Here is a 25,725-nt window from a genome sequence, read left to right as displayed (position 1 = left end):
GTGCCCTCGAACAGCAGCGGCTTCAGTTCGGCGCGGGAGGCGTAGACCGCGGCGGTGTATCCGGCGGGTCCGGAGCCGATGATGATCAGTTCGTGAGCCGACGTCGGCGCGCTCATGCAGGAAATCCTTTCGGGCGGAATCGGATTCAGGTGGTCAGCGGGTGGCAGGTTGGGCGGTCAACTCGGCGATCAGCGCCTCGACCTTCGACTTGATCTCGTCGCGGATCGGGCGGACCGCCTCCACGCCCTGACCGGCCGGGTCCTCGAGGACCCAGTCGCGGTAGGACTTGCCGGGGAAGATCGGGCAGGTGTCACCGCAGCCCATGGTGATCACCACGTCGGAGGCCTGCACCGCGTCGACGGTGAGGATCTTCGGGTTCTCGGCGGAGATGTCGATCCCGACTTCCGCCATCGCCTCGACTGCGGCCGGGTTTACCTGGTCGGCGGGTGCGGAGCCGGCGGAGCGGACCTCGATCCGATCGCCGGCGAGCGCGGTGAGGAAGCCAGCGGCCATCTGGGATCGGCCGGCGTTGTGGACGCAGACGAACAGCACACTCGGGGTGGTGGACATGCACGGTCCCTTTCGAAGAGGAAGTCGGTCGGACGGGAAGGTTGGTCAGGCGGTGGCGGTGGGTACGAGCTCGCCGAGCAGGCCGCGAACCCGGGCGTCGATGTCGTCGCGGATCCGGCGGACCTGCTCGATCGGCTGTCCCTCCGGGTCGTCGAGCGTCCAGTCCAGGTAGCGCTTGCCCGGGTAGACCGCACACGCGTCGCCGCAGCCCATCGACACCACCACGTCGGCGGCCGCGACGACGTCATCGGTGAGCGGCTTGGGAAACTCGGTACCGAGGTCGATCCCGATCTCGGTCATCGCCTCGACCACGATCGGGGCGATTGCGTGGACGGGCGCCGACCCGGCGGAGCGGACGTGCACCCGCCCGAGGCCGTGGTGTCGAGCAGCGCGGCCGCCATCTGCGAGCGGCCCGCGTTGTGGACGCAGACGAACAGCACCTCCGGCACCGTTTTCGGTGCCGCGCCCTGTGATTGGGCCAACGCGGACAGTCGGTCGGCGGCGAACCGGCCCGCCAGCGTGGTCAGGTGGGTGTGCACCTTCGACGTCCGCCGCAGCGCTGTGTAGGACTCGAAGACGTACCGCTCCACCGTCTGCGGGGAGAACACCCCGGTGTATCGGGCGGCCAGATCCGCGGCCGTGCGGGACAGGACCGCCTGCGGCATCAGCAGTTCCGGCTGCGGCCGGTGATCGTGGGTGCTTAATTCCTCGTCGAGCGACTGATCGGACATCAGGACTCCTTGAGTGGCACGGAAACCTTGGTGGTGGGGGTGAAGCGTTTACGCAGCGCGAGCGAGACGTACACCAGCGCGACGAGGACGGGGACCTCGATCAGCGGCCCGACGACTCCGGCAAGTGCCTGTCCGGACGTGGCGCCGTAGGTGGCGATCGCGACCGCGATGGCGAGTTCGAAGTTGTTGCCCGCCGCGGTGAACGCGAGTGTGGTGGTGCGCTCGTACCCGAGGCCCATCACTGCCCCGAGGAGGTATCCGCCGCCCCACATCACCGCGAAGTACACCAGCAGTGGGATCGCGATGCGCACGACGTCCCACGGGTGGGAGGTGATCTGGTCACCCTGCAGGGCGAAGAGGATCACGATGGTGAAGAGCAGTCCGTACAGCGCCCACGGCCCGATCCGCGGCAGGAACGTCGACTCGTACCACTCGCGGCCCTTGGCCTTCTCGCGGTAGCGGCGGGTGAGGAACCCGGCGAGCAGGGGGATGCCGAGGAAGATGAGTACCGATTTGGCGATCTGCCATGGTGAGGTGTCGATGGTGGTCTGTTCGAGCCCCAGCCAGCCGGGCAGGACGGAGAGGTAGAACCAGCCGAGTGCGGCGAACATGACGACCTGGAACACCGAGTTGATCGCCACGAGCACGGCGGCGGCCTCGCGGTCGCCGCAGGCGAGGTCGTTCCAGATGATCACCATCGCGATGCAGCGGGCCAGGCCGACGATGATCAGCCCGGTCCGGTACTCGGGCAGGTCCGCGAGGAAGATCCAGGCGAGGGCGAACATCAGGGCCGGGCCGAGCACCCAGTTCAGCACGAGTGACCCGATCAGGAGTTTGCGGTCGCCGGTGACGGTGTCGAGGCGGTCGTAGCGGACCTTCGCGAGCACCGGGTACATCATGATCAGCAGGCCGAGGGCGATCGGCAGTGAGATGCCGTCGATCTCCACCGCGGACAGGACGTCCCCGAGGCCGGGGATCCCCCTGCCGAGCAGCAGCCCGGCGACCATCGCGACGCCGATCCACACCGGCAGGAACCGGTCCAGGGTGGAGAGTTTCCCGACGACGGCCGGATGTTCGGTGGCGGTGGTTGTCTCGCTCATGCCGATACCTCCGTGCACTGCGCCGACGCCGCCGCGGGTTCACCCTCGGTCAGCAGAACCGCCGAGAGTTGTTGCAGCGCGGACGGGATCACCCAGTAGTAGACCCAGGTGCCGCGGCGTTCGCAGTCCAACAGACCGGCCTCGCGCAGCACCTTCAGGTGATGGGAGATCGTCGGCTGCGACAGGTCGAACGACCCGGAGATGTCGCACACACACGCCTCACCGCCGGCGTGGGAGGCGACCAGTGAGAGCAGACGCAGGCGCACCGGATCCCCCAGCGCCTTGAACATCCGGGCCAGATCCCCCGCCCAGTCCTCGGTCAGGGGCTCGCGTACCAGCGGCGAGCAGCACGCACCGTCATCCTGCGGACCTTGATTCGACATGCATCGATATTGACAGAGGTCGAATCAGGCTGCAAACGAACAGTGGATGAACGGAGCAGCGGGTCGCCCGGGGGTTTCAGTCGAGGGTGAGCTGGCGGCGGTGGAAGTCGAAGTGCCGGCGGGGGTAGCGGTAGAGCTGTTCGACGGTCATGTAGTCGGTGAAGAACGGATCCCATCGGACCGGGAAGTGCATGCCGCGGTGCAGGTCGGCGTCGGTCTCCCGCGCGAGGCGGCGCTGGAGGGAGGCGATGATGCGGTCGAAGTGTCTGCCCATCCGGCGGCGGTCGTAGACGCGGGCCGCGAGGGCGGAGCCTCGGTAGTTGACCTCGTCGAACACCGGGGTGGCGGCGTCGAGTGCGCGGGCGAACCGGCGGCTCGCACCGTAGGGCAACCGAGAGAGGACCCGGATCAGCAGGAGCAGCCGGCGCACGACCATGTAGCCGAACACCATGTGGAACAGCAACTGTTCGTTGGTCCAGCGGGTGCCGTTCGAGCGGCGATCGAAATCCTCCGCGGACGCACGGCCCAGGAGTTCGTGCAGCGAGCGCCGGGCCCGTTCGAGGTCGGCGGCGATCGCGCCCCGGTCCACCGGTTGACCCTCGGGCATGACGCATCCTTCCGCCGCGCCGCTGCGGTCCACTGCAGTTCGACTCATTGTCCGCCGTGGGATTGCGTTGCTGCGCGGGGTGGGCCGCGGCGCCCGGCACCTGGTCGGGCGGCTCGCCCGCGTTCGATCCACCCGATTCGGCGGCTGGTGCGTCCAACTCGCGGTTGGTTCGTCTGAGGTAGCGGACTCCCACCCACCACCGGGTGGGAGCATCTTCATCCGAGAGGACCCTCCGATGACCACCCACCCGTCCACCGATTACGCCGGAGACCACCTCGGGGGTGTGCGATGAGCGCCCCGGCCGTCGTGGTCGAGGATCTCCATGTCGCCTACGGCAAAACGTGGACCCTCGACGGCGTCGACCTGACCGCATCTGCCGGGACCACGCTCGGGGTGCTCGGCCACAACGGTGCCGGCAAGACCACCCTGATCCGCACCCTCACCACCCTGGTGCGTCCCACCATCGGCCGCGTGCAGATCGAGGGCCTCGACGTCGTCGCCGGCGCCACCGAGGTCCGACGCCGGATCGGGGTGACCGGCCAATACGCCGGACTCGACGAATTCCTCACCGCCCGAGAGAACCTGGAGCTGATCGGCCGCCTGACCGGACTGCGCCGCACCGCCCGGACGCAGGCCGACGCGCTGATCGACCGACTCGGGTTGCACGAGTACGCGACCCGGCGGGTCGGGGAACTCTCCGGGGGCTCTCGCCGCCGCATCGATCTGGCCGCCAGCCTCGTCGGGTCCCCGTCGGTGCTGTTCCTCGACGAGCCGACCACCGGTCTCGACCCCCTTGCCCGCGCCGGGCTGTGGGACGTCGTGGACGAACTCACCGCCGCGGGTACCACCGTCGTGCTCACCACCCAGTACCTCGACGAAGCCGACCGGCTCGCCGACCACATCGTCGTCCTGAACCGGGGCCGGGTCGCCGCCCGCGGCACCCCCGCCGAGCTGAAACGGATCGTCGGCGGCAAGGTCCTGAGCGCGACCATCCCCGCCCGTCAGTTCGCCGTTCTGCCGTTCATCCCGGACACGGACCGGGTCGACGGCGACCGGGTCCGGGTGTCGGTCACCGTCGACGACGCGACCGCCGCGGCCGCGCTGGTCGCCGACCTGCACCGCGGCGGCATCGAGGTCACCGACCTGGACGTGACCTCCCCGAGCCTCGACGATGTCTTCACCCACCTCGCCCACACCACCGGAACCCACCGATGACCACCACCACGCCCCTGATCGGGCGGTCCCCGATCGGGAACCAGCTCGCCGCCCTCACCGTCCGGAACCTGCGCACCAGCGCCCGCGTCCCGCAGCTGCTGATGTTCTCGCTGACCATGCCGATGGCGATGCTGGTGCTGTTCAGTCAGGTCTTCCGCAGCGTCGCCGCCGGACCGGGTTTTCCGGCCGGGGTCAGCTACATCGACTTCCTCACTCCGGCGATGCTCGCCGTCTCCACCGTGATGGCAGGCACCAACGCCGGAGTGTCCGCTGCGATCGATCACACCAACGGCCTCCACGACCGCTTCGCGGCCCTGCCGATGCGGGCGGCGTTGCCGGGGGCGGCCCGTACCCTCAACGAGGCCGTGTTCACCCTCGCCCGCGCTGCGCTGCTCGGGATCGCCGCCGTAATCCTGGGTTTCGACTTCCACGGCACCGCCGTCGATGCCGTCGCCGCGGTCATTGTGCTGGTGGTGCTGGCGGGGGCGATGAGCGCGTTGTTCGGGCTGATCGGGGACCGGTTGTGCCGTCCGGACGTGGTCCAGTTCGCCGGGATGATGGTGATGATGCCGCTGATGTTCGTCTCGAGTGCGTTCGCACCGATCGAGACCATGCCCGGATGGATGCAGGCCATGGCGACGGTGAATCCGGTCGCGCACGCCACCGACGCCCTGCGCGGACATGTGCTCGGCACCGCCACCGTCGGGGACGACGTCGCTGCCCTGGTCGCGGCGATCGGGTTGTGGGCGCTGGTGACCGCCGTCCCCGTCCTCGCCCGACTGATTCGGCCGGCGCGCGGCCGCTGAACGACGATGGACCCGCCCTGCCCTCTCCCTCGGCACGGAAGGGATAGGGCAGGGCGGGTTTTGCGTATGTGCTGTTCGCCCGTCGCCGGGCACTCCTGTGGTGCCCCTACCCTGCGAGAGGGTAGGGGCACCTCTGGTGTCCTGTGGTCAGCGGATAGGCCCGGTGCGGGCGTTGACGGCGCTCATGCGGCGGCGTCGAGCAGATGCAGTTCCTCGGCCACGACCAGATCGACCTCTTCGCTGGTCAGGTCCGACAACAGATGTGTGGTCAGCATCGCTCTCACCTCCTCATCGCGCTTCTGCTGGTACGTCGAACCGGGAAACCCGGAATCGACATCGACACCCATACAGACGAGGCACCCCGGATACGGACGCAGGGTGCGTCCGCCCGCGGTCACCGCCGTCCGTACCTGTGAAAGGACGCCGCCAAGGGGCTCGCCACCGCGCCGTCGGGCGGGGATGCTGGAGACGGAGAGGAACCACAGGATCATGAGCGAGGACACGGCGACCACCGCGACGACACCACGGCCGGAACCAGCTGATCTCGAGCAGCTCTGGCGCCGCTTCTCGGGCGACCTGCGGGGCTTCATCGCCCGAAGGGTCTCCCGACTCGAGGACGCCGACGACATCTTGTCGATCGTGTTCCTGCGGATGGCCACGAGCCTGGACAATCTGCGCGATCAGGACCGGCTCCTGGGGTGGATGTACGCCATCACGCGCAACGCGATCACCGACTACTACCGGTCCGCGCCCCATCGCCGCGAATTTCCGGTCGACGCCGTCCCCGACGATCCAGCCGACGGTGACCCGGACGCCGACGAGGCGGCGGAGAAGGAACTCGCCTCCTGCCTGGTGCCGATGCTCTCCGGGCTGCCCGCCGAACAGGCCGCGGCGGTGAAGATGGTCGACCTCGACGCCCGCACCCACGCCGCCGCCGCCAGCGAGGCGGGAATCTCGGTGTCCGGGATGAAATCCCGCGTCCAACGTGGCCGCGCTGCCCTCCAGTCCCGATTGCATGCCTGCTGTCAGATCAGCCAGGACCGCACCGGCCATGTGCACGACTACCAGCCCCGCGGCGGATCCTGCTCCTGCGGAGCCACCCCACCGTCGGACCAGTAGACCGGCACGCGGGTTCCGGCAGGGTGCCCGGTTGTCACCTGTCACCACACACGGACAGCGGTGCGGTGCGAGCCCATATTCGCTCGCACCGCACCGCACCGCCGTGTTGCCGGATGCGGGTTACCGGCAGCCGCATCCTCCGGCCGTCGCCGCCGGACCGCAGCACGTCGACTTCTCACTGTGATCGCAGCACGTGATCTGCCGTTCGGTGTTGCAACACGTGGGCGCCGCAGCCTGCGGTGTTGCGTCCGTCCGATCCGCTACCGGGTTCTCGAACTCGTTCGGGTTGGTCATGGTGACTCCTTGATCCGTGGGGATGGGTACCAGATCAGACGGGGGAGAACGGGAAAGGACGCATACCGGCCCGTCGCGGCAGACTCGCTCTGCAGACCCTGCTCGCTGGAAAGAATCCTGCGGCGCGCGTGTGCATGTGGGCGCGGCGACCCTGGCATCCGACCTGTACCGGCTCGCCGAGTTTCATGCCATCGACCACCTCGCCGTGTTACTCGGTATCGAGGCTCTCGACACACGGGGTGGGGTGCGGGAGATGGCGATCGAGGCCGGCGAAACCCGCGCCCAGGTCATCACCTTGCGCTCGCGTGGCGGCGATGGAAGCCCGGCTGGCTGATGATGCGCGGCGCAGCGGTCCACGAGGAGCCGGTGATTGTCTCGGGCTGCTTGCCGTGAACGGCTACGAGCTGACCGATGTCGAGAAGGTGATCGCCGGACATGCCTCGTCGGAGTCGGTCCCGCTCGACTGACTGCCTCTCCTGGCAGGGCCGCGCACCGGCGCGCGTCGTCCTGCCAGGGCACGGCGCCGGGTGCCGCGCGTGGTCTGTGGTCCCGGCAGGTGTCGGTTCGGTCTGCGGCTGCGGGCGGCCGCAGTACGCCTGCGGCGCACCCTGATCGGAGCTGTAGGGTCTCGCTGCCGATGACGTCTCAAGAAGCTGCGACCTGCACGTTTCTAAGTTGTCTCGAGGTGTGGCCACCGCATTCTGTCTCAGCTGCCATGGCATTCCTCAGTCGGCACCACGATGCGGAGCGGGTGGGAAGTACCGACCCAGTGCCGAGACGTGCGAACGAGTGGTGCCGACTATCACCAATCGGATCGCCAGGCAGCCCGCAGTTGTGAGTGCTCAATCGACGTACCGTAGTTGCAGGTAGTAGCCCGAGCCCACTTTCTCCAGGATGCGACGTGCGGCGGTCGGTGCCCAGTTCGCCTCGGTGTCTTGAATGACTTGTGGTGCAACGAGTTCGACAATCTTTCCGCGGGTCACCAACGAGCAGCCGCCCTGAGCGACGACGTTTTGAACCCAATCGGATTCAGGGCCGTAGTCGAGTGAAATTCGGTAGCCATCCGCGAATGGGTGGACATTGACCGGAGTGCGGTACTCCCGGCGTGACCTTCTCCCTCGGTGGACGACGATCCCCATCCACGGCGCGTGGCCGGCGAGTCGGCCGTAGGTGCGGTTCGTGATGAGTCGGTTGAACTTGGCCAGCTGTCGTGGGAGCACTCCGGTCTCCTGTCACCTCGATAACGAAGCGGACCGCACGGCAGCCCTCACGATCGATCATCACCCCGGTCGACCGCGTTGACCGGGCATTCGAGACCATCGTGTCTCGCAATGATGGCGGATCCGCCACTCGCCCACCCTGCTGAAACCTCGAAGGTGGACCTGCTGTTCTTCGACACCACCAGCACCTACTTCGAGCTGGCCGAGCCCGATGAGCCCGTCGCCCGCAACGACGCCGGCCGACGATTGGGCGACGGTCCGGACCACGGCAGATCCCGGCCGTGAGACCCTCCCCGCGCCGGAAAACGCTCTGCTTGCAGGTTTCCCGACGATGGTGCGTAAAAGGGCCATTTACAGCGGTCACCCCGCAGAAACCGTGAGTGACAACGCCCGAGGCGCGTCGTGGGCCCTTTCGGCTGCGCAGGTCTATCCCCCTCGCCGCAGAGGGTGAGCCCCGGCCGGGGTGTGCGACCACGCGGAGTTTCTGCGTACCCCGGGTTCTGGCTGTGCACGGAAAGGCGGGGGCGTTGATGCTAACGCCGCACGAACGGTGTCCTCCGAGTTCAACCGATGCGCAACAATTTCCGTGCGACGTGTAGCTGCTGGCGGAGTGAGGATTCGGACAGGTATGCGCGCGACACGGCGTTGGCGATGCTCGGCAGCGCGGCGAGATCGGGGAAGACGAGGTAGAGGGGGACGTACCTCGGTTGAAACTTGGACTTGAATGCCAGCAGGGAGCGGAATCCGTAGACCGGTTCGAGTGCGCGTCCGACTGCGTCGAGGACCCACTCGAGTGCCGCGTCGACGCGACTGTCCTGCCCGGGTGCATTCCCGTCCGCGGGGTTCTGTGTCACCCTGGCCAGGGGGGCGCCGGACAGGCTGAGGAATCTGGCTCCCTCCTCTTTGAAGAGCAGCGCGGCCGAGGCGATCAGAAATTCGATGCTCGGCTTGAATCCGTGCGATCGGCGTCGCATCACGTCCAGAGTCCATCCGACGGGTTGTCCGCATTCGTAGACCGGCAGCCACGAGGTCACCGCGTGCACGGTGCGGTCGTCGTCGATCGCGATCAGAGCGCGCACCTCGGGATCGGAGATCTCCGTCAGTCCGCCGAGCGTGAAGCCCATCTCCGGCAGCCCCCGCTGCGCGATCCATCCCTTCGAGATGGCGGTGATCTGGTCGACGATGACCCGTGGTGCCGTGGCCAGGGAGACCCACTCCGCGTGCACGCCGCTCTTCTTCGCCGCGTTGATCGCGGTCCGGATGTCCTGGAACTTCTTGCCGGAGAAGCTCAGTTCGTCGAGTTCGAGGATGGTGTTCTCGGCGATGTGGAGGGCACTCCAGCCGATCCGGTGTGCGGTTTCGGCGACTCGTGGGGAGGCGGAATAGAAGCACGGGGTCCACCCGTTGTGGGTGCAGAACTCGGCGAACTCTTTCATGTTGTGCTGCAGCGAGGCCGGTGGACCCACCGGATCTCCTGTGGTGAGCGCGATGCCGGCGACCACGCGATATCCGACGAAGCTGGCACCGTCGGCGGCGAACCAGTAGCGGTTACCCGACCAGGTCGTCATCCAGGACAGTGGGCCGCCGCCGTTGTGATGCACGAGGTTCCGGGCCCGGGTGCGTGCCCCCACCGGCTCGACGTCGGGTGGGGTGAGGAAGGCCGACAGCAACACGAAGCCGACCACGATCCAGAAGAACACACCGATCCAGTCGTACACGATCGTCGCGGGCACGGATGTGGGCAGGTATCCGGGCGTGGCGAACTGGAGGAACACCGGAGGGACCAGACGCTGTGGGAACGAGAGCAGTAGCTCTGCGGCACTGGGGGGCCGGTCGAAACCGCCTCGCATCGCCGCACCCGAAATGACGTAGGCAGCGGCCAGGACGACGAGGGTGGCGATGGCCGAGCGCACCGTTCGTCGGTGGGCGACTCTCGGTGTCGCGACCGTGAACAGTCTCGAGGTCGCCAGCAGGACCAGCACGACCACCAGCATCGCCGCGAACGGGAGCAGCTCGAGAGCCAGGCTCAGCGGGGTGCGAACGACCTGACCGAGGTGGCCGAGGTGGGAGTGGCGGAGGTGTCTGACCGTGGTGACGCTGACCCCGAGTACCAGCAGTGCAGAGGTCATGAACAACGCCGTCGACCAGGCGAGTCGGCGGCCGCGCCGAAGGCCGTCGCTGAGCACCAGCATCAGTACGGTCGGCATCACCATCAGCATCGTCGGGCCGGCTCCGGACAGCTGCAGGTTCCGCAGACCGTGGCGGCATTCGAGGGCAAGGCCCGGCGTCGCGCACAGCGCCCGAACCTGGGTGGCGTCGACCCCGGGGGAGGTGAAGAGGTTGCGCAGGGCGGAGAGTGGGCCGACAGCCGATGGTGAGATCGCCGCCAGCAGCGGGCCGATCACGCTCGCGGCGACGACGATTGCGACCAGGACGCGTTTCTCGCGCATTGTCGGCCTCGGCGATACTGCGTCCCCCGACTGTGGCAGTAGTTGCGGGCCGAGGATGAGGCCGGCGACTCCTGCGCAGAGCCTGATCAGATCGTCGAGTTGACCGCCGAAGAGGGCCAGTGTGGCGAGCAGGACGAACACGCCGACCCGGACTCGGCGCCGCCACAGGGTGGGCATCGCCGCGCTTGCGGCGGTCACGACGCCAACGAGCCAGAGTCCGGGGCCGATCGCGACGGTGTGTTGAAGGTGTGCGCCCCATACGGTGTGCAGCGGCGCGATCAGGACAACCAGTCCCAATGCCGTTGCGGTTCCGCATATCCCGGTGACGACCGCGCCGAGAACGAATCGGGTGGATCCGATGGTGCGCTCGACCGGGACCGCGACGGCAAGGATGGTGGCGGTGGCCAGCAAGTGACCTCCCGCGCCGGGGGTGAAGAACCCGGCGGTGAGCACCGTCCACAGGTGACCGTCCTCGACGGCGCGCAACCCGATGCCGATCCTGCCCGCGAGGTCGCGGTCGGGGCCGTTGAGGAGGCTGCCGGTCAGCAATGCGACGACCCAGATGGACAGTGCGATCGCAATGCTCACCGGGGCTCGCGAGATTCCGGTTCGGATCAGCCCGGTCAGGCGGGTTGCCGCGCTGGGCACGGCTGCCTGGTTCGGCACCGGACTCGGCCCCGTCGAGGTCATGCCGCGATCCCTGATTTCTGCGTCAGCCGTCCCAACGGGTCGGCCGGTCCGATCACCCACACGCACAGTTCGTGACCGCCGGGTGGGTGCACGTAGCGCAGGTCCATTCCCGCGGCCCTGGCCGCCCGACAAGCCTTGACGGCCGCCGGTCCGCATTCGAAATCTCTTCTGTCAGCGACAAACACCCCGCGGTGACACGACAGTGCAGCCGCCTCGTCCAGGTCCGTCGGTTCGATCCGCGTGAGCGCCGAGTCGCCTCCGTCGAAGGCCTTTGAGGCGGCAACTGCTGAGGGCGGGGGTCCCTGCCCGGACAGATCGTCCGACGGCCAGACGGGCCGACGGGGACCGAGGCCAGGCAGGGTGCGGGGTTGTTCAAGCGGTGTCCTTGTCTTCCTCTGCCACACCCGTGTGGGGGCGAGGCGGCGCCAAGCCTGTGGTTCCGGCATGGTTGGCGTGTCCAGCGGTATCAGTAAAACGTGATGAACATCACAATCGTATATCGGTCATGCGTTGTACATCACGGATTGGGCCAAGATTCCTCTTGGCGCAAGCGCATTACCGGTCCAGCCGCACACCCGCTTCCGGTCGTCGCGGGGCATCCAGAGGGCTGGTAGAGGTGCGGTATTTGAAATGTGTGGTAATCCTCCGTCCGCGACAGCGGGACCCGTCGACGTCTCGTGTGTGGTCCGGACGTCGAAGATCCGGGGGGATGGTCCATCCGGCCGTGGTGCGCCACTGTCGAACCGGCTTGGCCGGATCGCCCTTCTCTGTCATCTCGGCAAGTCGACCGGCGAGGATGCGGCCGTGGCTGCAGATGCCGCCAGGCGATGTCGAACGTTGGTTGCCCGGGTTCGCAATGACGGCAGTGGCGCCGGTTGATCAGCGTTTCGCGGTGATCCGGATCGAGGTGAAGCCAGATAGCAGTGAGGTCAGCACGTTGATGCATTGCCTCGGCGCGAGTCGTGGGTTCGTGCCCCAGGTCGGGCATGTCCGCGACGTAGGTCAGGTCGAGACGGGTCAACAGAACGTGCCGTCCTCCCGGCATCGGCCGACTCCCGATCTCGTCCGGCTGAGTGTGTGGCGACCATGTTCGCTTGGTCCCCGACGTCTCGACTGGTCACATCACCACGCCCGGACGACGGCCACGCGAGCCAGAAGACAGGTATGCCCCCGGGTGTTTCCACCGATGCCCCCAGCCCTGCAGTCGCGAAGCATGTGACCTAACACACACCGCGCACCATGGTTCCGCTGCTCCGACACCGGCTCACAGTCACCAGTCGGACCGGAACCGCTCGCGGCGACATCAGGGAAGGCGCCCGTACCGATGAAGGCAGAACTGCTCACCTGTGGCGACTATGTCACCGCGACGTTCTCCCACGACTTCGTCGCAGAGATACGATCACGACTCGGTCGAACGCATCCATCGCGGTGATGTCGACGAGTGGATTCGTGCACTGGCCCAGTCGGGTCTGTTCACCAACCGCGCCGTCGCGCACGCCGCGCACGCCTGGCAGCACAATCCGCATTCCCTGCTGGGGGCCCTCCTCGCGGACGCCGACGAGGTGACCGTCAAACGCTACGAGGTCGCCTGGCACGCCCTGGACCGCGCTGCCCGTTTCGGTTACGCCGCGCTCGCCGACGAGTACGCGTAACCGCCGACACCGACCCCACGGTCGAGACAAGACAACCCCACCCGACCGCAGCGGAGTCGTGCCCGACGCGGCGCGCGCTCCACGCACCAGGCAGGTCCACGTCGAATGCCGTAGCCCTGCCAGTCATCGCCTCGCCTCCACAGGCAGTCGAGACGTCAAAGACCACGGCACCGAGCCGATGGAAATCGAACAAAGGAAGAGAAAATGGGTTCCTCTCAGGCAGACCTCGCCATGATCAAGAAGATTCAACCGGTCGTCAGCGGCTTCGGCGCCGTCATCGGCGGCGTGGGTGCGGCACTCGGCCTGATCGGCGCACTCGCCGCCTTCAGCTGACCGGCGCTGCACCCCCCGGGGGGACATCCCTTGGTTCTGTGCACCAGGATGGCGTCCACCAGACGACGATCGCGCCGTCGATTGCCGCCGCAGCAACCGATCGTGCGTGCACATCGAGCCCGACACTCGTACGGTCTGTGAACGCCGGGGCCTCCCACCGTGGACCGAGCGGGCGGCCCCTGCCCGGTAACCCCGAACATGGTTGAGAGAGGCCCGGCCCGCAGCGGCGATGCCCTCACGGGCTCGCCGTGTGACGCCATCGCGCACGGCCGGCGCCGAACCCCCGAACGGCATGTCCGCCCGGGACCGGCACGTCTGGTGGGCAGGCTTGGCAACCGAATCGTGGTGACAGCGACCTTGTGTCGACCGCTGCGGTGGTTTCTGCACGTCGATTCGGCGTATGACCAGCAAGGAGTGAGGCAGTGGCGGCGAAGGTCGTGTTCCTGCACGGGATCGGGGATGGTGACCCGCAGGCTGGCTGGCTGGACGGCCTCAATCGTGGTTTGACGCAGTCCGGTCACGATCCACTTGATCCTTCCGAGACCCTCGCCCCGCGCTACAGCTCGATCCTGTTCACCGACGGGATCAACGCGAAGCCGCCCCCGACGACCTACCGCGTCAAGGACGACACTGCAGCGCGGTTGGCATTCGCGCGGCGGCAGGCACGGATCGAGAGGACCCTCGGGCTCAAGGCGACCCCGGCGGGGCCAGGCGTGCATGTTGTGCCCGAGGGGGCATTCAACGCCACGCAGAAGCTCCTGATCGGACATGTTTCGTTGTCCAATCTGGGCCAGGTGCGCCGCTACGTACGTAATGAGGGCCTACGCGGCGCGGTCCTCCGATTCCTGCTGGACCAGGACTACGGCGACGAGATCGTTTTGATCGGGCACAGCCTCGGCAGTGTCATCGCGATCGACCTGCTCGATCACCTCCCCGAGCGTGTCCATGTGCGGCGCTTCATCACCATCGGCAGTCCCGCCGGCACGCCCTCCCTTCACCAGGGAAGCGAGCGACTCCTCAAACGCTTCCCTTACGCCCGCGTCGACGACTGGTCCAACTTCTTCAACCCCACCGACATCGTGACCGGCGGACGAGGCCTGGCCACGACCTTCCCTGCCGCGCAAGACTTCGTCGTCGACATCGGCGCACGCGAACACCTCGCAAGCAAACACCTCGGCCACCCCGCGGTGGCAGGCCTGGTCGCTGAGATCGTGCGTCCGTCCAAGGGGCTGGTCCTGGCCAGGTCGGGAATCGCGGTACGGCTGACCGATGCCCAGGCCTCGATCCTGCTGCTGCTCCACTACGGTCATGCCGTCGCCCGGCACATCAAGAACCAGGAAGCCGCCGCCCGCTACGCCGGGGCGCTTTGCCTTCGGCAGGATCAGATCGTCGCCGAGATCGAAGAACTCGCCACCATCGGTCAACAGCCCCTGGCCAGCGAGTTGCACCAGCTCGTCGATGGCGTCCTCCCCCCGGTGCCGCACCGCTGGGAACTGCACGAGGCGGTCAGCGAGCTGGTCGTCCTCGCCCTCACCAATGCAGTCGACCCCTACGAGGTTGACGTCGACCGAGCACCCATGCGCGCCCTCCCCGACGTCGCCATCGCCATGGGATTGAGCCCGGATGTGGGAATCAAGGTGGTTCGCGCCGTCGAAGAAGTGCAGAAGTCCCTGAACCGCCGCGGCGGCGTCCCGTGGGGACGTGTACTCACTGCCGCGGCAGGCGTGGCCCTCCTCGCTGCGGGACCCATCGGGTTGATCGCCGCGGCCCCGGCCACTGCTGCCGGGGCCGCCGCCATCACCGGCGGTTTGGCTGCGTTGGGACCCGGTGGCATGGTTGGCGGGCTCGCGCTGCTCGGCGGACTCGCCGGGACCGGTGCGGCGATCGCGGCGACCGCAGTGGCCGGTGGTGGAGAAGGTGACCGTCCGGCACTCGACCTGAGAACCTTTATGCTGCGAGTGACTGTTGAGCACGCGCGCAAGCTTCTGGATCTGCCGACGGATGCCAATCTCTGGTACCAACTCGCGGACGTGGAAACACAGGTCTCCGCACAGATCAACAGACTCACCGCGTTCAGCGACGTCAAGTCCACACGGTTGATCGCGCTGCAGGAAGTCAAGGACTCACTCGAGCGACTGATGCAGTTCGTCATCGACAATGGGCTCGCACCTCGAGCCGTCACTGCCGGCGACAAGGACCTCGCGCACAGCGAGGCCGGGACCGCGGCCAAAGCGCTCGGCTAGCTGTCTGCCCAGGCAGGTTTTCGGGTTGTTGTTGGTGTTGACCATGGGGTGGTGACGGGCGGCAGTGGACCACGGCGACCAGGCCGTTGGCGCGGCAGGCAGTTGCGGGATGAGTGGAGTTGTGGGGGTCGACACCGATCACGGTCTCGTCGCCCCGACGCCGTTGTCGGCGGGGCTCATTCGTGATCGAGGTCGTCGTCGAGGTCTTCGTTGTCGCGGAAGATCAGATGTCCGTCGTCGAGGGCGATCGCCCATCTCCGCGGGTGGGCCCAATCGCGTCCGTACGACCGCGCGCTGATCGCGCCCACGTCGAACTCGTCCACGATCACACCGGAGGCGAGGGGCCACTGGTCTGCGGGGAGTTGCGGGTCGAGTGAGTGGGGGGTTCTCACCCTGGCCCCGACCGAGAATCGTCGTCGTCGCCCGGGTTTGGGTTGAAGGTTCATGGGGAGGATCTCTCGGTTCAAGGGGTGATGTCCGAGGGGGATTGTCGCGTTGTCACTGCATTGCGCGTCGCATTCCGCGGCGTCGCCCACCGTAACCGGTAACCCCCCTGGCCGCGAGCGCACGCTCGCCGGCCTGGAAGCCGCGCGAGCCTGGGGGCGTGTCGGCGGCCAGCCGCCGAAGATCACCCCGGAGAAGGCGAGGGCGGTCAAGCAGATGCTCGAGGCTGGCACCCCGAAGGCAGATCGCCGCGGTTCTCGGGTTCAGCCGCGCCACGCTCTACCGCTACATCAACACTCATGCCGCCGAGTACGTCCGGGGCAGAGTTACGAACCGACCGAGTCGGCCGGGTGCTGAAGCAAGGAGGATCGTCCGGTATGGCAACCTGTCCGGCGGCAAGTCCGGTCCGACAACGCAGGAGCGCCTCGACAAGGAAGTCCGGCGCGGAACCGGTGTGGTCGGGATCTTCCCGGACCACGGCGCCCTGATCTGCCTCGTCGGGGCCGTCCTCGCCGAACAACACGACGAGTGGATCGAAGGTCGATGCCGTCATCGCCGGTGAACCAATTTGAGTGGTTTGTGACGATTTTCCTGGTCTGGATGGATTGCGGGCACAAAACACGACATCGGAGCGTTGACCTACCACCGGCCCCGCGGCGGACGGTGCGGGGCCGGGAAGGACGCAGAAAGGGGAAGGGGTCATGGCCACCGACTACGACTCACCCAGGAAGACCGATCTCGACGAGGTGGCCGAAGACTCGCTCGACGAGCTGAAGGCCCGGAAGGACCAATCGCAATCGGCGGTTGTCGACGCCGAGGAGGCGGATACCGCGGAGTCCTTCGAGTTGCCCGGCGCCGACCTGTCCGGGGAGGAGTTGACGGTTCGGGTGATTCCCAAGAGGGCGGACGAATTCACCTGCACCAGTTGCTTCCTCGTCCATCACCGCAGTCGCCTCGCTGACACCGCCGACGGGCAGATGATCTGTCTGGACTGCGCTGGCGGCTGAACTGTCGGCGGTCGTTCGTCACATCGTGGCCCGTGATCCGGTCGACCGGGGCGCCTGACGATCATGATCGGGAACGGTGCGCATCCGAGAATCCCCGCCGGCTGATGGGGGTGAGTCGACGGGGCTCGCCGCCGATTCGAGGGAATGAGTCCCCGCGCCGGGCGTATTCGGTACCGCTCGGGGACACCGTCACCTGCGTCGCGAGCGCCCGACTGGGACGACTTGCGAAGTGTGAGCGGGCTCTGGCCACGATGATGGACGCCTTGCCCATGGCACGGCGGCGATCTGGTGAGGTCACCGGTTCCCGAAGTGACTCACCGGAACCATTTCCACGGCTTGTCCCAGTGTCCGGGTGGCGGCACGAACGGCAGCTGGCCCAGCTGCCCCGGTGGTGGGATGAACGGCAGCTGCCCCAGCTGTCCGGGCGGTGGAATCAGGTCGGGTATCGAGATACCGGGAATCGTCGGCGGCCAGGGATCAGCGGTTGCCGTGCCGGTGCCGAGTCCGAGTGCGGTGAGACCCAGCGCACCGGCGATCACGGCTCCCACCGCGGTCTTCTTCAGATTCATCGTGAACTCCTTCTGCGGCTGCACTTCCACGTGCTGTGGGTGGGCAGCGCCGGTTACACGCCTATATTGTGCGCACTCCTGTGGGCAAGTCGCGAGCGTGGGACGAGGGTGAGCTGATTTCTGTCACTGTCGGGGGGCGCGTTGTTGCCAGTTGCGGGCCCGGCTCGGCGCGTCGTGCCGGGTGTCCGCCGACTGCTCCCAACGTCGATGCGTTTGCCGTGCAGGAACGGCGGAGCCGGAGTGCAATGCCGGATCCGGCACAAGGCAGGACTGCACCTACGCGAGGATGCTCCGTGGGATTGAAGCGCCGACTCCATGTGAACGCGGGAACGCGAGCACACCTGCGAGCTGCTGCTATGTCTGGTGACACTGATGATGCTCAGCGAATTTCAGCGAGCGCCACCAGCTAGCCGGTCGTGTCGCCAGCGTATCGAGCGCCCGCTGTGCGGCAATCGGGGACACCGCGACCGTGTCCGCAGCGAATCGGATGGGGAGACCATCTGGATGTGCGGCGGAACATGCTCGAGCGGCTGCGGCTGGTCGCCAAGTGCGCGGACGCCACCGCAATGATGTGCTCCTGGCGATGTGTTCGGGTGCGTTGCGCGCGTTCATGGGCGCTCGGTGCGCTGCCCGAACACCCGCTGATCGCGATGTGCCGGTGTCGCTGCGGGGCGAGGGGCGAGAAGGTGGGGCGGGCAACCGGATCGGGATGCTCTCGTGCAACCTCGGTACACATCTCGACGACCCGGCACGTCGTCTCGAGACGGTGCGCGCCTCGATGACCGAGGGCAATGACGCGCTGGCCGCGATGAGCCGCACCCAGGTGCTGGCCGTGAGTGCGCTCGGCACCGTCCCGTTGGCGTTGGGCATGTTCGGGCTCGGTGGGCCCCGGCGTCCCGCGAACGTGATGATCTCCAATGTGCCGGGACCGACCGCGCCGCTGTACTGGAACGGTGCCCGGATGGCCGCGCTGTATCCGCTGTCGATTCCGGTCAACGGGCAGGCGCTGAACATCACCTGCACCAGCACCGACGACGTGATCGCGTTCGGGCTCACCGGGTGCTGCCGCAGCCTGCCCCACCTGGCACCGATGCTCGATCACCTCGACACCGAACTCGGTGCCATCGAACACGCCGTCGGCCTCTAGAGCAATCCGGAACCGGAACAGAAGGGCACTCCTGTCCGACCACGCACCCGACCCGGAACCCGATCCATGCCCGTTTACGGGCATCGTGCGCGATCGCGGCGGGGCGGCCGTGCCGGCCGCCGCCCCCGGCCCTCGCGCTGACCGGCTCGATCGCCCTGTCCGCGCTGATCGCGGCCCTCGTCGTCGCGGTCGGCCTCGCCGCACTGATGATCTGACCGGGCTATGCCGGGAAAACGCTCGGCGGTGGAACAGAATTCGATGACAGTAGAAGATGCGCACGTGCACCCGGCGCCGACCCCGACGACCGGCCGCACCACCACCCACGGCAGCTCGATGAGCACCGCGGAGATCAAGGTCAGCATCGAAGCCATGTACGCGGACGCTCCGGCACCCGCCCCGCACGAATCACCCGAGAGGAAGTCGGCGTGAACACCAACGTGGCACAACTGTTGGCGGTGCTGGGCGTCGGGATCGGCGGCGCCGCGATGCTCCAGGCCACCTCCCGGCGGGACAGGGACGGCCACCGCTCGTTCCGCGTGGTCGCACAGTTGCTGCGGTGGCAGGGATAGACCGACAGTCGCCCCGACCGGGCGCCGCCTGTGTCAGCGCGCGACGCCTAGCCGTTCGAGTCGCGTCACCGCTGCCTCCGCCACCGCGAGGGCGACCTCGGCGCTGTCAATCCGGCCATCCGCCTCCTCGGCGGCCCAGTTCCGGCCGTGCGCGTAGGCGCTGAGCAGGTTCCACTGGGTGAGCACCTCCACCGCCGGGTCGGGGCCGCCGAGCGCATCCGGCGGCATGAGCAGGCCGGCCTGGGCGACAATGAAGCTGTCCGAGTTGATGGCGTGGAAGCGGCGCTCACTTACCCCGGGCCGCAGCTCACGGGCGGCGGCCAGCAGCTCCGCGCGACGCGCGTCGGCGATGCGCTGGCGCGATCCGGCCCGGCACGCCTTCAGGTACTGACCGCGGTAGACCTGGTCGCGGTAGCCGAACTGCAGTGTGCGATAGCACCGTTCGTCGACCGGGCCGGCCATGAGCCACAGCGCGGTGGCCGCGGTCGTGATGGCGGAGCGGACCAGGGTCGGGTGTGCGAACTCGTGGGGGCCGGCGTCCCGGCCTGCCAGGTCCAGGTGGTCGAGAGCGCTGTGGATGAGCTGGACGACGGTCCCGCGCAGCGACAGGCGCGACGCCCGCAGCATCCGGTCCGCGACCTCGGTGTCCGAGCCCGGGGCGGCCTCGATGCGGCCGAGCCGGTGCGCCAACTCACCGGCCGCCGTCGACACCGGCTCGCCCATACCTGGAATCTAGACCCCTTCGAAGCGGCAGAGTCCCGCTGCCGAGCCTCGGCAGGCGACGAACCTGCACACTGCCTTCGACGTACTGACTGCCCACGACGACGCCCTGACCTGAGGTGACTGGCAGCTTATGGTGTCGTCCTGAAGTTGTCTGTCGCGCAAACGGACCACACCGTTGACACTGGAGTCGGCCATCGGCCGGCTGGGTCCCGGTGAGGCCCGCGATGGACCGCCGAGTGCTCGGCGTCCACACCCGGCTGTCCGTCCGAACACACATCCGGGTCCACCACGCGACCGGGATCCATCTACCTCTCGAAGCGTCTGGGGACCCGTTAGGGCTCAGGCACCTAACGGGTCCCCAGACGCAGAGCGGTGCGCGCCTCGGTCTCGGAGCGTTCAGTGAGAGCCAACGGTGCTCACACGGTTGATCGTGGCGGGCAGTGCCTGCGGCCGCAGTTGACGGCCGTCGAGGTCGGCGTCGTTGGCGGGGGAGGGGCGCAGGGGTTTTGCCGAGGACGTCGGGCATTGCTCAGGAGACGCGAGCCGGAGGCATTGGTTTTACGATGCGAGTGTGTATCGGATCCTGAGGGTGGATTCGCGGGATGCGGGGGAAGAGAGCGGCTCCTGGAGACCGTGGGGGGAGGGAGCTCCAGGAGCCTTGTACTCAACATCGGGCGTGGTGCCCGTGTGGGTGAGAACCGGGGGGTTGTTCTCACGCCGCACCACACGTTAGGTGAAGGCTGCACTCACTGCACGGGTGGGGTGCGCCGGAACGGCCAACGGCGGTCGATGACCACGCTCACCTGTCGATCCTGGTGACGATCGGGGACAGCGATCTCACGACTACCCCTATTTGCGGGCGTGAGTCGGGCAGATCACTCGGGTGTGTAAGCCCTCGGCCGCATCAACATCCCCTGCTGCGCTTCGGCGGACGCGCCGGCCGGGGACTCATGATCGCCGGAATCGCATTCGTAGTACTCACATTCGCCGCGGAGTTTCCGACCAACGGTTCCACAGCATTGGTGCACTGGACATCTCCTGCGACGCTGGTGTTGCTGCGATTCCGTCGGCGCGCGCTGATGCGCTGGTCGCCGCGTCGGTGCTGGGGAGCCGTCGGACCGGCGAACAGGCCGAAGACGACACGGATCCGGCTCGTCCCCCCGGATCAGGCCCCTCGAAGTGATTGCTCGTCCGCAGGTCGCGGCCCGAGGGATGAGAACCAGAGGGGCGTTCTCACCCTAAAGAAAGTAGTTTAATCGCGGATTTCAACACCGACGAGGGGTGGTGCGCCCCGCATGGCCGGATCGGCCGTGCCTCGCGGGGCGGCCCCAACGCGCTGTCCACCAGCGGATGGCCGAGGTCGTTTGGTGCCGGAACCGGATCGTCCCCGCCGCTCAGGAGGAAGACATCGGTGCCGAACGCACGACGGCGCACCGTGACTGGCCTCGGTACTGCCGGATCAGAGCGTGGTGCGCTCGCCACGTGCCCGGTCCCCATGTTCGGGCGCCCCGCGCTGTCCCGAGCACGGGGCGCCGGGGGTCAGAGGGTCTGGGTGTCCGAGCCTGTGACCCACTGGATGGACTGGACGATGGCGTCGAGGAGGCTGGTGGTGGGCGTCTTGACGATGTCGTGGAGAACGAGGATGCCGAACATGGATGCTCCTGTGGTCGGGTATCGGTCGTCGGGGGGGGGTCAGAGCTGGATCGGGGGGCCGTAGACGGCGAACGCGTCGTCGGTTTCCTTGGTGGAGGCGGTCCACTGGGAGTAGGTCCGCAGTGACACGACACCGGCCGCGCCGTTGATCTGGAAGTGGATGTTGTCGAGGTTGATGTTGCCGTTGCCGGAGGTGAGGGTCTTCTTGTTCAGGGAGATCGCGACGATCTGGCCGGGCCGGATCGGGACCACCCAGTTCGCCTCGAGCGGGGTCTGCAGCGACATCGTCAGGGTGGGCAGTCCGCCGACCGGGATGCCGAGGGCCTGCTGGGGGGTGATGCCCGCCTTGCCTCCGAGCGAGAGGCCGTTGGAGACGTCGATCATGTAGCCGACCTGGATACCGACGTCGACGGTGCCCGAGGTGATCGGGGTACCGCCGCTGGAGTGGACGGCGGTGTTGCCGCCGAAGAAGACGTCCTTGTCGAACGGGGTGCCGTTGAGCGGGATCACGTTGTTGATCCACTGCCCGGACTGCACGATCTCGAGGTTCGTGCCCAGGATCGTGGTCTTGGTGGCGGAACTGTCGGCGATCGCGATGACGTCGGCGGTGGCGGTGCCGGTGCCGAGCCCGAGGGTGAGGGCGGCCAGTGAGAGGAGGGTGGCGGTACGCGCGGGGGAGAGGATCCGGCGCAGCATCGATCTGTTGCCCTGGGTCATGTCGTGTCCCTCTCGTGAGGAAGAGCGCTCTCGTGCACTGGGCGCATTCGAGCGGAACTGTCGGGAGTGTGGCTCGAGTCGGGACCGTGGTGGATCCCGGGCAGAGCGTGACACCCATCTGGTAACACCCACCGCACGGGAGGCGTCGAACAGGTAACAGTCGAGGTAACAGGGCCCAACCAACTGGACTGAATATCGTTGCATAGCAACCAGTTTGGTTGTTCCGGGCGAATCGTCCGATTGGTCCCGATGCGGATCGCGATCGTGTGACCGGGCTCGTTCACAGGGAGGCCCGGAAGGGGTGCGCTTCGACTGGGGCCAGGACATCAGCAGCCTGAATCCCGACACCGTTCATCCTGACGATTGGCCTCCTGCAGCCTCGGACAGTGCGGGCACGACTGCACGGCACCGGATCCGCGACCAGCCATCGTGTCACCGGCACTGATGCGTCGACCGGTTGAGACGAAGGGTTGATTTCCGCGCCACGAGCACCCCGCCTCGAGTGGCCCAAGCGAAGCGCGGGCCGCGACCGACGACAACGCGGTCAGTCGGCGGGGGGGGGGTGACGGTGTCGGTGAAGACCAGACGTCCGTCGTCGAGCGCGACACCGTACCTTTTGGGGCTTGTCCGACCAGCTGTTCCGTGGGCCCATATCCGGTCGTTGTCACCACACACAGACCGCCCCGCACGGGACGGGAGGGCGCCGCATCCGTCACGCCCCGACCGGGCGCCGGAACACCCACCCTCGCGTCGGGATCGCCACGGGTGCAAGAATTCGATTGCCCGGCAACCGGTGCGGGCGCAGGATGACCCGTGGGGGCGGGCGAGAGGGCGATCGAGGAGACACGCCATGACTGCAGGGTCGACACCGGCGGCGTCGAGCTCGATCGTCACGGCGGCGGAGTCGCTCACCCACCGCCTGCTCGACGAGAACCGGGGACGGCTGCACCATTGCGCCGGTGTCGCCGCCCGTGCCCGGGCGCTGACGCCGACCGTCGCGCCCGACGAGGGTGAGATCCTGGTCGCGGCGGCCTGGCTGCACGACATCGGATATTCCACCCGGGTGCGCGAGAGCGGGTTCCATCCCCTCGACGGCGCCCGCTACCTGCGCCGCCACCACTGGCCCGCCCTGGTGTGCGACCTGGTCGCGCATCACTCGGGCAGCCGCTTCGTCGCCGTGATCCTCGACCTGACCGGTGCTCTCGCCGAGTTCACCCACCGTGAGGACGCGTTGTCCGACGCCCTGACCGTCGCCGACAAGACCACCGGACCCGACGGTGCCGAAATCGACCTCGACGCCCGTATGCGCGGCATGCTCAGCCGGCACGACCCCGCCTCGCCGACTGCCCGCGCGCACGGCGAGCGTGAACCGTACTTCCGTGCGGCGTTCGATCGTGTCGAACACCGTCTGAAGAATGCACCGCGACCATGACGGGGCGCGGTCGTAGCCGCTCGGTGCGGCGTCCGACGTCCGGCTGCCCGACCTGCCGTGCAGCCGGGTGTGCATGGCATGCCGCGTCGGGCCGCACCGGGTGGGCTCTGGGCAACGGCAACCGGATGCCGAATGCTGTGCTCGAACCGGGAATGTCCGGGTCAGCCGGGAGGAATCGGCCCGACATAGCGGGGGCCGCGGTCGCGGTGCACGATCCACACACCGCCCTTCGCGGTCTGCGCGGTCGGTAGGAAGGGTGCGGCATCGTGTTCGGTCGCGGCCGCGGCCAGCTGGTCGAACAGCTCCCCGTGCGTGCACCAGAGGACACCGTCGTCGCAGCGGCCGAGGGCGGAGAGCAGTGCACCGACCGAGGCGTCCCTGGCCAGGCGTGGGTCGTCGACGATCGGCAGTCCGCGTGCCGCCGCCAGTGGTTGCAGGGTTTGCCGGCAGCGCACGGTGGGACTCGAGATCAACTCGGACAGTGCGACATCGGCCAGGGCGTCGACGATGTGCGCGGACTGCTGGTGTCCGAGGGGACTGAGTGGTCGGTCCACGTCCGGGCCCCGCCATGCTTTCTTGGCCACGGCGTCTGCGTGACGCACCAGAACGAACATGGGTTGCCTTCCCGGGGACGTCGGCACGACGTTGTCCACCGCCGCAAAGATCAGTGCCGACGGTCGTCGGCACGACACACCGGCCGAACAGCGACAATCCATGAAACAGTCAGTGCTGCAACATTGTTACCACACTATTCCCCCTGTCCGGCGGCCGTCACGGGTTGGGCAGGAACGGCTGCGCGTTGGCGGCGACCGTGGTGCTGCCGTCCAGCTGCTGGTAGGTGCTGACGACGATGAGGTCGGTCGGCGTCGGCGTCGGTGATCAGCTCGGGGCTGATGGGGTTCGATGCTGTTCGGAGGGCCTCGGCGTCCTCGCTGGTGTCGACAGCGATCGCGGCACTCACGGTGACGTCGACACCGTCCTACGTGAGCGCAACGTTCGCGGCCGTGCGGTCACCTGTCCGTCCGGCGTCCCCTGGTCCTGTGGGGCCCGATCCGCGGGGAGGGGTCTGCAGGACAACGTGGATCGCCCCGACTCTGTGACGGCTGGTCCCGGTCCGCTGCTGTGGGTGGTCTCGATCAGCTCGACGAACCGTCGCCGATCGACCGGTCCGCGGCCGGCTGCATGCGCGGCCGCGTTCGGGTCAGTCGTTGTGCTTGTCGACCCCGAACGCGTCGGCCAGGTCGTCGAGAATCAGGTGCGCGCCCTGGATGCTCACCGGCGACATCCAGCGGGCGTCGTCGACGTCGACCTTGCGTCCTTCCAGTGTCTGCCACAGGGGGCTCTCCAGGAACGGCTTCGCCGCTTCGGCGCTCTTGCCGGCCGGGTCTTGCCAGGTGCTGACGAAGATGACGTCGCCCTCCGCCTCGCTGATCAGCTCGGGGCTGATCTTCTGCATGATGTTGCTCGGGTCCGTCGGGTCGGGGCCCTGGCTCTGTGGACGGGCGAGCGTCGCGTCGTCGAGGACGATGCCGCTGAACGAGGTGGTGCGGTACAGGCGGGCGGTGGGTTCCCCGGCGAACCGGACCACGGAGATCACGGGGTTGTTCGCCTTGCTGTTGATTTCGGCGCCGACGGTGGCGGCTCGCTCCTGGTAGGCGGTGATCTTCTGCTCGGCCAGGTCCTCCTTGCCGAGTGCCTTGCCGACGAGCCGGATGTTGTCCTTCCACGTGGGTCCGGTCGTCTGGGTGAAGACGGTCGGCGCGATCGCGGACAGCAGCTCGTAGTTCTTCGCGTCCCGCACCTCGGCCGACAGGATGAGGTCGGGTTGCAGCGCGGCGATCTTCTCGAGGCTCGCGTTGCTCACGGTGCCCACGGACACGGCGTCGGGTGCGTACCGCTCGCGCGTGTCGCCGAGGTAGTCGGGGAGACCGGGTTCGCGGTAGTCGACGTATCCGACGAGCGGTGACTCGGGTAGATCGCCCACACCATGGCCGCGCTGCCTGCGCGGACTGCCACATGCCCGATGAGTGCGGCTCGCCGGCCCAGAGGGG

Annotated in this window: 24 protein-coding genes and 6 pseudogenes; 15 read left to right on the top strand and 15 right to left on the bottom strand. The window is 67.7% G+C overall.

All coding sequences use genetic code 11. The features are described from left to right. The 6 genes and pseudogenes from ACFYVR_RS24905 to ACFYVR_RS24880 form a co-directional block, all read right to left on the bottom strand. Positions 1–116 (bottom strand): annotated as a pseudogene (locus tag ACFYVR_RS24905) (thioredoxin-disulfide reductase); the annotation flags it as partial. Positions 117–153: 37 nt separating this feature from the next. Beyond that, positions 154–570: an arsenate reductase ArsC gene (locus ACFYVR_RS24900; protein ID WP_104361923.1), complete on the bottom strand. Its 417-nt coding sequence runs from the start codon at positions 568–570 to the stop codon at positions 154–156. Positions 571–615: 45 nt separating this feature from the next. After that, positions 616–1,301 (bottom strand): annotated as a pseudogene (locus tag ACFYVR_RS24895) (arsenate reductase ArsC). After that, positions 1,301–2,401, bottom strand: coding sequence for an ACR3 family arsenite efflux transporter (gene arsB, locus ACFYVR_RS24890; RefSeq protein ID WP_387478374.1), 1,101 nt, complete (start codon positions 2,399–2,401; stop codon positions 1,301–1,303). The pseudogene ACFYVR_RS24895 and the gene arsB overlap by 1 nt, the downstream one beginning before the upstream one ends. Then, positions 2,398–2,784 (bottom strand): ArsR/SmtB family transcription factor, encoded by a 387-nt coding sequence (locus ACFYVR_RS24885; RefSeq protein WP_387478372.1) that lies wholly within the window; start codon positions 2,782–2,784, stop codon positions 2,398–2,400. Before ACFYVR_RS24885 ends, arsB begins: the two co-directional genes overlap by 4 nt. A gap of 76 nt (positions 2,785–2,860) precedes the next feature. Beyond that, the gene (locus ACFYVR_RS24880; protein WP_387478370.1) at positions 2,861–3,391 is read right to left on the bottom strand and encodes a DinB family protein; all 531 of its coding nucleotides are present in this window, start codon (positions 3,389–3,391) and stop codon (positions 2,861–2,863) included. 288 nt (positions 3,392–3,679) lie between these two features. Here ACFYVR_RS24880 and ACFYVR_RS24875 point away from each other — a divergent pair, with 288 nt between their 5' ends. Together ACFYVR_RS24875 and ACFYVR_RS24870 are read left to right on the top strand one after the other, a co-directional pair. Next, positions 3,680–4,606: an ATP-binding cassette domain-containing protein gene (locus ACFYVR_RS24875; protein WP_387478368.1), complete on the top strand. Its 927-nt coding sequence runs from the start codon at positions 3,680–3,682 to the stop codon at positions 4,604–4,606. Further along, entirely contained in the window at positions 4,603–5,412 is an 810-nt protein-coding gene (locus tag ACFYVR_RS24870) for an ABC transporter permease (RefSeq protein WP_387478366.1), read from the top strand. The genes ACFYVR_RS24875 and ACFYVR_RS24870 overlap by 4 nt, the downstream gene beginning before the upstream one ends. 182 nt (positions 5,413–5,594) lie before the next feature. Here the strand turns inward: ACFYVR_RS24870 and ACFYVR_RS24865 are convergent, their stop codons facing one another. Continuing rightward, on the bottom strand, positions 5,595–5,924 hold the full coding sequence (locus ACFYVR_RS24865; protein ID WP_387478364.1) for a hypothetical protein: 330 nt from the start codon (positions 5,922–5,924) through the stop codon (positions 5,595–5,597). Here ACFYVR_RS24865 and ACFYVR_RS24860 point away from each other — a divergent pair. The 3 genes from ACFYVR_RS24860 to ACFYVR_RS24850 all read left to right on the top strand — a co-directional run bounded on the left by ACFYVR_RS24860 (position 5,902) and on the right by ACFYVR_RS24850 (position 7,292). Then, positions 5,902–6,531 carry a sigma-70 family RNA polymerase sigma factor gene (locus ACFYVR_RS24860; protein ID WP_387478362.1) on the top strand — a complete coding sequence of 210 codons (630 nt, stop codon included), beginning with the start codon at positions 5,902–5,904 and terminating at the stop codon, positions 6,529–6,531. The genes ACFYVR_RS24865 and ACFYVR_RS24860 overlap by 23 nt on opposite strands. 430 nt (positions 6,532–6,961) lie before the next feature. Then, positions 6,962–7,159, top strand: a complete 198-nt coding sequence (locus ACFYVR_RS24855) for a hypothetical protein (RefSeq protein ID WP_387478360.1) — start codon at positions 6,962–6,964, stop codon at positions 7,157–7,159. Then, positions 7,140–7,292: a hypothetical protein gene (locus ACFYVR_RS24850; RefSeq protein ID WP_387478358.1), complete on the top strand. Its 153-nt coding sequence runs from the start codon at positions 7,140–7,142 to the stop codon at positions 7,290–7,292. Before ACFYVR_RS24855 ends, ACFYVR_RS24850 begins: the two co-directional genes overlap by 20 nt. A gap of 375 nt (positions 7,293–7,667) precedes the next feature. Here the strand turns inward: ACFYVR_RS24850 and ACFYVR_RS24845 are convergent, their stop codons facing one another. Beyond that, entirely contained in the window at positions 7,668–8,045 is a 378-nt protein-coding gene (locus tag ACFYVR_RS24845; RefSeq protein WP_387478355.1) for a nitroreductase family deazaflavin-dependent oxidoreductase, read from the bottom strand. 111 nt (positions 8,046–8,156) lie between these two features. Between ACFYVR_RS24845 and ACFYVR_RS24840 the strand changes: the two genes are divergently transcribed. After that, entirely contained in the window at positions 8,157–8,330 is a 174-nt protein-coding gene (locus ACFYVR_RS24840; protein ID WP_387478352.1) for a hypothetical protein, read from the top strand. Positions 8,331–8,608: 278 nt separating this feature from the next. Here ACFYVR_RS24840 and ACFYVR_RS24835 read toward each other — a convergent pair whose 3' ends face one another. After that, positions 8,609–11,185, bottom strand: a complete 2,577-nt coding sequence (locus ACFYVR_RS24835) for a bifunctional lysylphosphatidylglycerol flippase/synthetase MprF (RefSeq protein ID WP_387478349.1) — start codon at positions 11,183–11,185, stop codon at positions 8,609–8,611. Between the two features lie 1,324 nt (positions 11,186–12,509). Here ACFYVR_RS24835 and ACFYVR_RS24830 point away from each other — a divergent pair. From ACFYVR_RS24830 to ACFYVR_RS24820, 3 genes and pseudogenes are all read left to right on the top strand, one after another. Next, positions 12,510–12,837 (top strand): annotated as a pseudogene (locus ACFYVR_RS24830) (hypothetical protein). Positions 12,838–13,041: 204 nt separating this feature from the next. Beyond that, the gene (locus tag ACFYVR_RS24825) at positions 13,042–13,170 is read left to right on the top strand and encodes a hypothetical protein (protein ID WP_387478346.1); all 129 of its coding nucleotides are present in this window, start codon (positions 13,042–13,044) and stop codon (positions 13,168–13,170) included. A gap of 422 nt (positions 13,171–13,592) precedes the next feature. Then, a complete protein-coding gene (locus ACFYVR_RS24820) occupies positions 13,593–15,413 on the top strand; it encodes a hypothetical protein (protein WP_387478343.1) in 1,821 nt (606 codons plus the stop codon). 176 nt (positions 15,414–15,589) lie between these two features. Here ACFYVR_RS24820 and ACFYVR_RS24815 read toward each other — a convergent pair whose 3' ends face one another. Further along, a complete protein-coding gene (locus ACFYVR_RS24815) occupies positions 15,590–15,805 on the bottom strand; it encodes a hypothetical protein (RefSeq protein ID WP_387478340.1) in 216 nt (71 codons plus the stop codon). A 467-nt stretch (positions 15,806–16,272) separates the two neighbouring features. Here ACFYVR_RS24815 and ACFYVR_RS24810 point away from each other — a divergent pair. Both ACFYVR_RS24810 and ACFYVR_RS24805 read left to right on the top strand, forming a co-directional pair. Next, positions 16,273–16,401: pseudogene (locus ACFYVR_RS24810) on the top strand (transposase); the annotation flags it as partial. A gap of 157 nt (positions 16,402–16,558) precedes the next feature. Beyond that, positions 16,559–16,864, top strand: a complete 306-nt coding sequence (locus tag ACFYVR_RS24805; RefSeq protein WP_387478338.1) for a DUF4193 domain-containing protein — start codon at positions 16,559–16,561, stop codon at positions 16,862–16,864. A 314-nt stretch (positions 16,865–17,178) separates the two neighbouring features. On the opposite strand, the gene ACFYVR_RS24800 is transcribed toward ACFYVR_RS24805, so the two are convergent. Further along, a complete protein-coding gene (locus tag ACFYVR_RS24800; protein ID WP_387478335.1) occupies positions 17,179–17,433 on the bottom strand; it encodes a hypothetical protein in 255 nt (84 codons plus the stop codon). Positions 17,434–17,948: 515 nt separating this feature from the next. Here ACFYVR_RS24800 and ACFYVR_RS24795 point away from each other — a divergent pair. The 3 genes and pseudogenes from ACFYVR_RS24795 to ACFYVR_RS24785 form a co-directional block, all read left to right on the top strand. Next, positions 17,949–18,580: pseudogene (locus ACFYVR_RS24795) on the top strand (WS/DGAT domain-containing protein); the annotation flags it as partial. Positions 18,581–18,838: 258 nt separating this feature from the next. Beyond that, on the top strand, positions 18,839–19,009 hold the full coding sequence (locus tag ACFYVR_RS24790; RefSeq protein ID WP_387478332.1) for a hypothetical protein: 171 nt from the start codon (positions 18,839–18,841) through the stop codon (positions 19,007–19,009). Beyond that, positions 19,006–19,149 carry a hypothetical protein gene (locus ACFYVR_RS24785; RefSeq protein WP_387478329.1) on the top strand — a complete coding sequence of 48 codons (144 nt, stop codon included), beginning with the start codon at positions 19,006–19,008 and terminating at the stop codon, positions 19,147–19,149. The genes ACFYVR_RS24790 and ACFYVR_RS24785 overlap by 4 nt, the downstream gene beginning before the upstream one ends. Before the next feature lie 33 nt (positions 19,150–19,182). Here the strand turns inward: ACFYVR_RS24785 and ACFYVR_RS24780 are convergent, their stop codons facing one another. After that, on the bottom strand, positions 19,183–19,872 hold the full coding sequence (locus tag ACFYVR_RS24780; RefSeq protein ID WP_387478326.1) for a hypothetical protein: 690 nt from the start codon (positions 19,870–19,872) through the stop codon (positions 19,183–19,185). A 1,692-nt stretch (positions 19,873–21,564) separates the two neighbouring features. After that, a complete protein-coding gene (locus tag ACFYVR_RS24775; protein WP_387478323.1) occupies positions 21,565–22,242 on the bottom strand; it encodes an MspA family porin in 678 nt (225 codons plus the stop codon). A gap of 850 nt (positions 22,243–23,092) precedes the next feature. On the opposite strand from ACFYVR_RS24775, the gene ACFYVR_RS24770 reads away from it, so the two are divergent. After that, the gene (locus tag ACFYVR_RS24770) at positions 23,093–23,674 is read left to right on the top strand and encodes an HD domain-containing protein (protein ID WP_387478320.1); all 582 of its coding nucleotides are present in this window, start codon (positions 23,093–23,095) and stop codon (positions 23,672–23,674) included. Positions 23,675–23,835: 161 nt separating this feature from the next. On the opposite strand, the gene ACFYVR_RS24765 is transcribed toward ACFYVR_RS24770, so the two are convergent. Continuing rightward, positions 23,836–24,288: a SixA phosphatase family protein gene (locus tag ACFYVR_RS24765; RefSeq protein ID WP_387478317.1), complete on the bottom strand. Its 453-nt coding sequence runs from the start codon at positions 24,286–24,288 to the stop codon at positions 23,836–23,838. Positions 24,289–24,875: 587 nt separating this feature from the next. Next, positions 24,876–25,649, bottom strand: a pseudogene (locus tag ACFYVR_RS24760) (iron-siderophore ABC transporter substrate-binding protein); the annotation flags it as partial. Between the last annotated feature and the right edge of the window lie 76 nt (positions 25,650–25,725).

Origin of the sequence: Rhodococcus sp. NPDC003318 (genome assembly GCF_042879035.1) — a bacterium.
GTDB lineage: Bacteria > Actinomycetota > Actinomycetes > Mycobacteriales > Mycobacteriaceae > Rhodococcus_G.
The sequence above is the reverse complement of the archived record's forward strand: the minus strand, read 5'-3'. Positions and strand labels throughout refer to the sequence as shown.

Coding starts and splice junctions, on each gene's coding strand:
- ACFYVR_RS24825 (WP_387478346.1), top strand. CDS start 13,042: ATGGGTTCCTCTCAGGCAGACCTCGCCATGATCAAGAAGATTCAACCG.
- ACFYVR_RS24775 (WP_387478323.1), bottom strand. CDS start 22,242: ATGACCCAGGGCAACAGATCGATGCTGCGCCGGATCCTCTCCCCCGCG.
- ACFYVR_RS24800 (WP_387478335.1), bottom strand. CDS start 17,433: ATGAATCTGAAGAAGACCGCGGTGGGAGCCGTGATCGCCGGTGCGCTG.
- ACFYVR_RS24875 (WP_387478368.1), top strand. CDS start 3,680: ATGAGCGCCCCGGCCGTCGTGGTCGAGGATCTCCATGTCGCCTACGGC.
- ACFYVR_RS24900 (WP_104361923.1), bottom strand. CDS start 570: ATGTCCACCACCCCGAGTGTGCTGTTCGTCTGCGTCCACAACGCCGGC.
- ACFYVR_RS24840 (WP_387478352.1), top strand. CDS start 8,157: ATGATGGCGGATCCGCCACTCGCCCACCCTGCTGAAACCTCGAAGGTG.
- ACFYVR_RS24880 (WP_387478370.1), bottom strand. CDS start 3,391: ATGCCCGAGGGTCAACCGGTGGACCGGGGCGCGATCGCCGCCGACCTC.
- ACFYVR_RS24850 (WP_387478358.1), top strand. CDS start 7,140: ATGGAAGCCCGGCTGGCTGATGATGCGCGGCGCAGCGGTCCACGAGGA.
- ACFYVR_RS24870 (WP_387478366.1), top strand. CDS start 4,603: ATGACCACCACCACGCCCCTGATCGGGCGGTCCCCGATCGGGAACCAG.
- ACFYVR_RS24765 (WP_387478317.1), bottom strand. CDS start 24,288: ATGTTCGTTCTGGTGCGTCACGCAGACGCCGTGGCCAAGAAAGCATGG.
- arsB (WP_387478374.1), bottom strand. CDS start 2,401: ATGAGCGAGACAACCACCGCCACCGAACATCCGGCCGTCGTCGGGAAA.
- ACFYVR_RS24780 (WP_387478326.1), bottom strand. CDS start 19,872: ATGGGCGAGCCGGTGTCGACGGCGGCCGGTGAGTTGGCGCACCGGCTC.
- ACFYVR_RS24860 (WP_387478362.1), top strand. CDS start 5,902: ATGAGCGAGGACACGGCGACCACCGCGACGACACCACGGCCGGAACCA.
- ACFYVR_RS24885 (WP_387478372.1), bottom strand. CDS start 2,784: ATGTCGAATCAAGGTCCGCAGGATGACGGTGCGTGCTGCTCGCCGCTG.
- ACFYVR_RS24790 (WP_387478332.1), top strand. CDS start 18,839: ATGACAGTAGAAGATGCGCACGTGCACCCGGCGCCGACCCCGACGACC.
- ACFYVR_RS24835 (WP_387478349.1), bottom strand. CDS start 11,185: ATGACCTCGACGGGGCCGAGTCCGGTGCCGAACCAGGCAGCCGTGCCC.
- ACFYVR_RS24770 (WP_387478320.1), top strand. CDS start 23,093: ATGACTGCAGGGTCGACACCGGCGGCGTCGAGCTCGATCGTCACGGCG.
- ACFYVR_RS24805 (WP_387478338.1), top strand. CDS start 16,559: ATGGCCACCGACTACGACTCACCCAGGAAGACCGATCTCGACGAGGTG.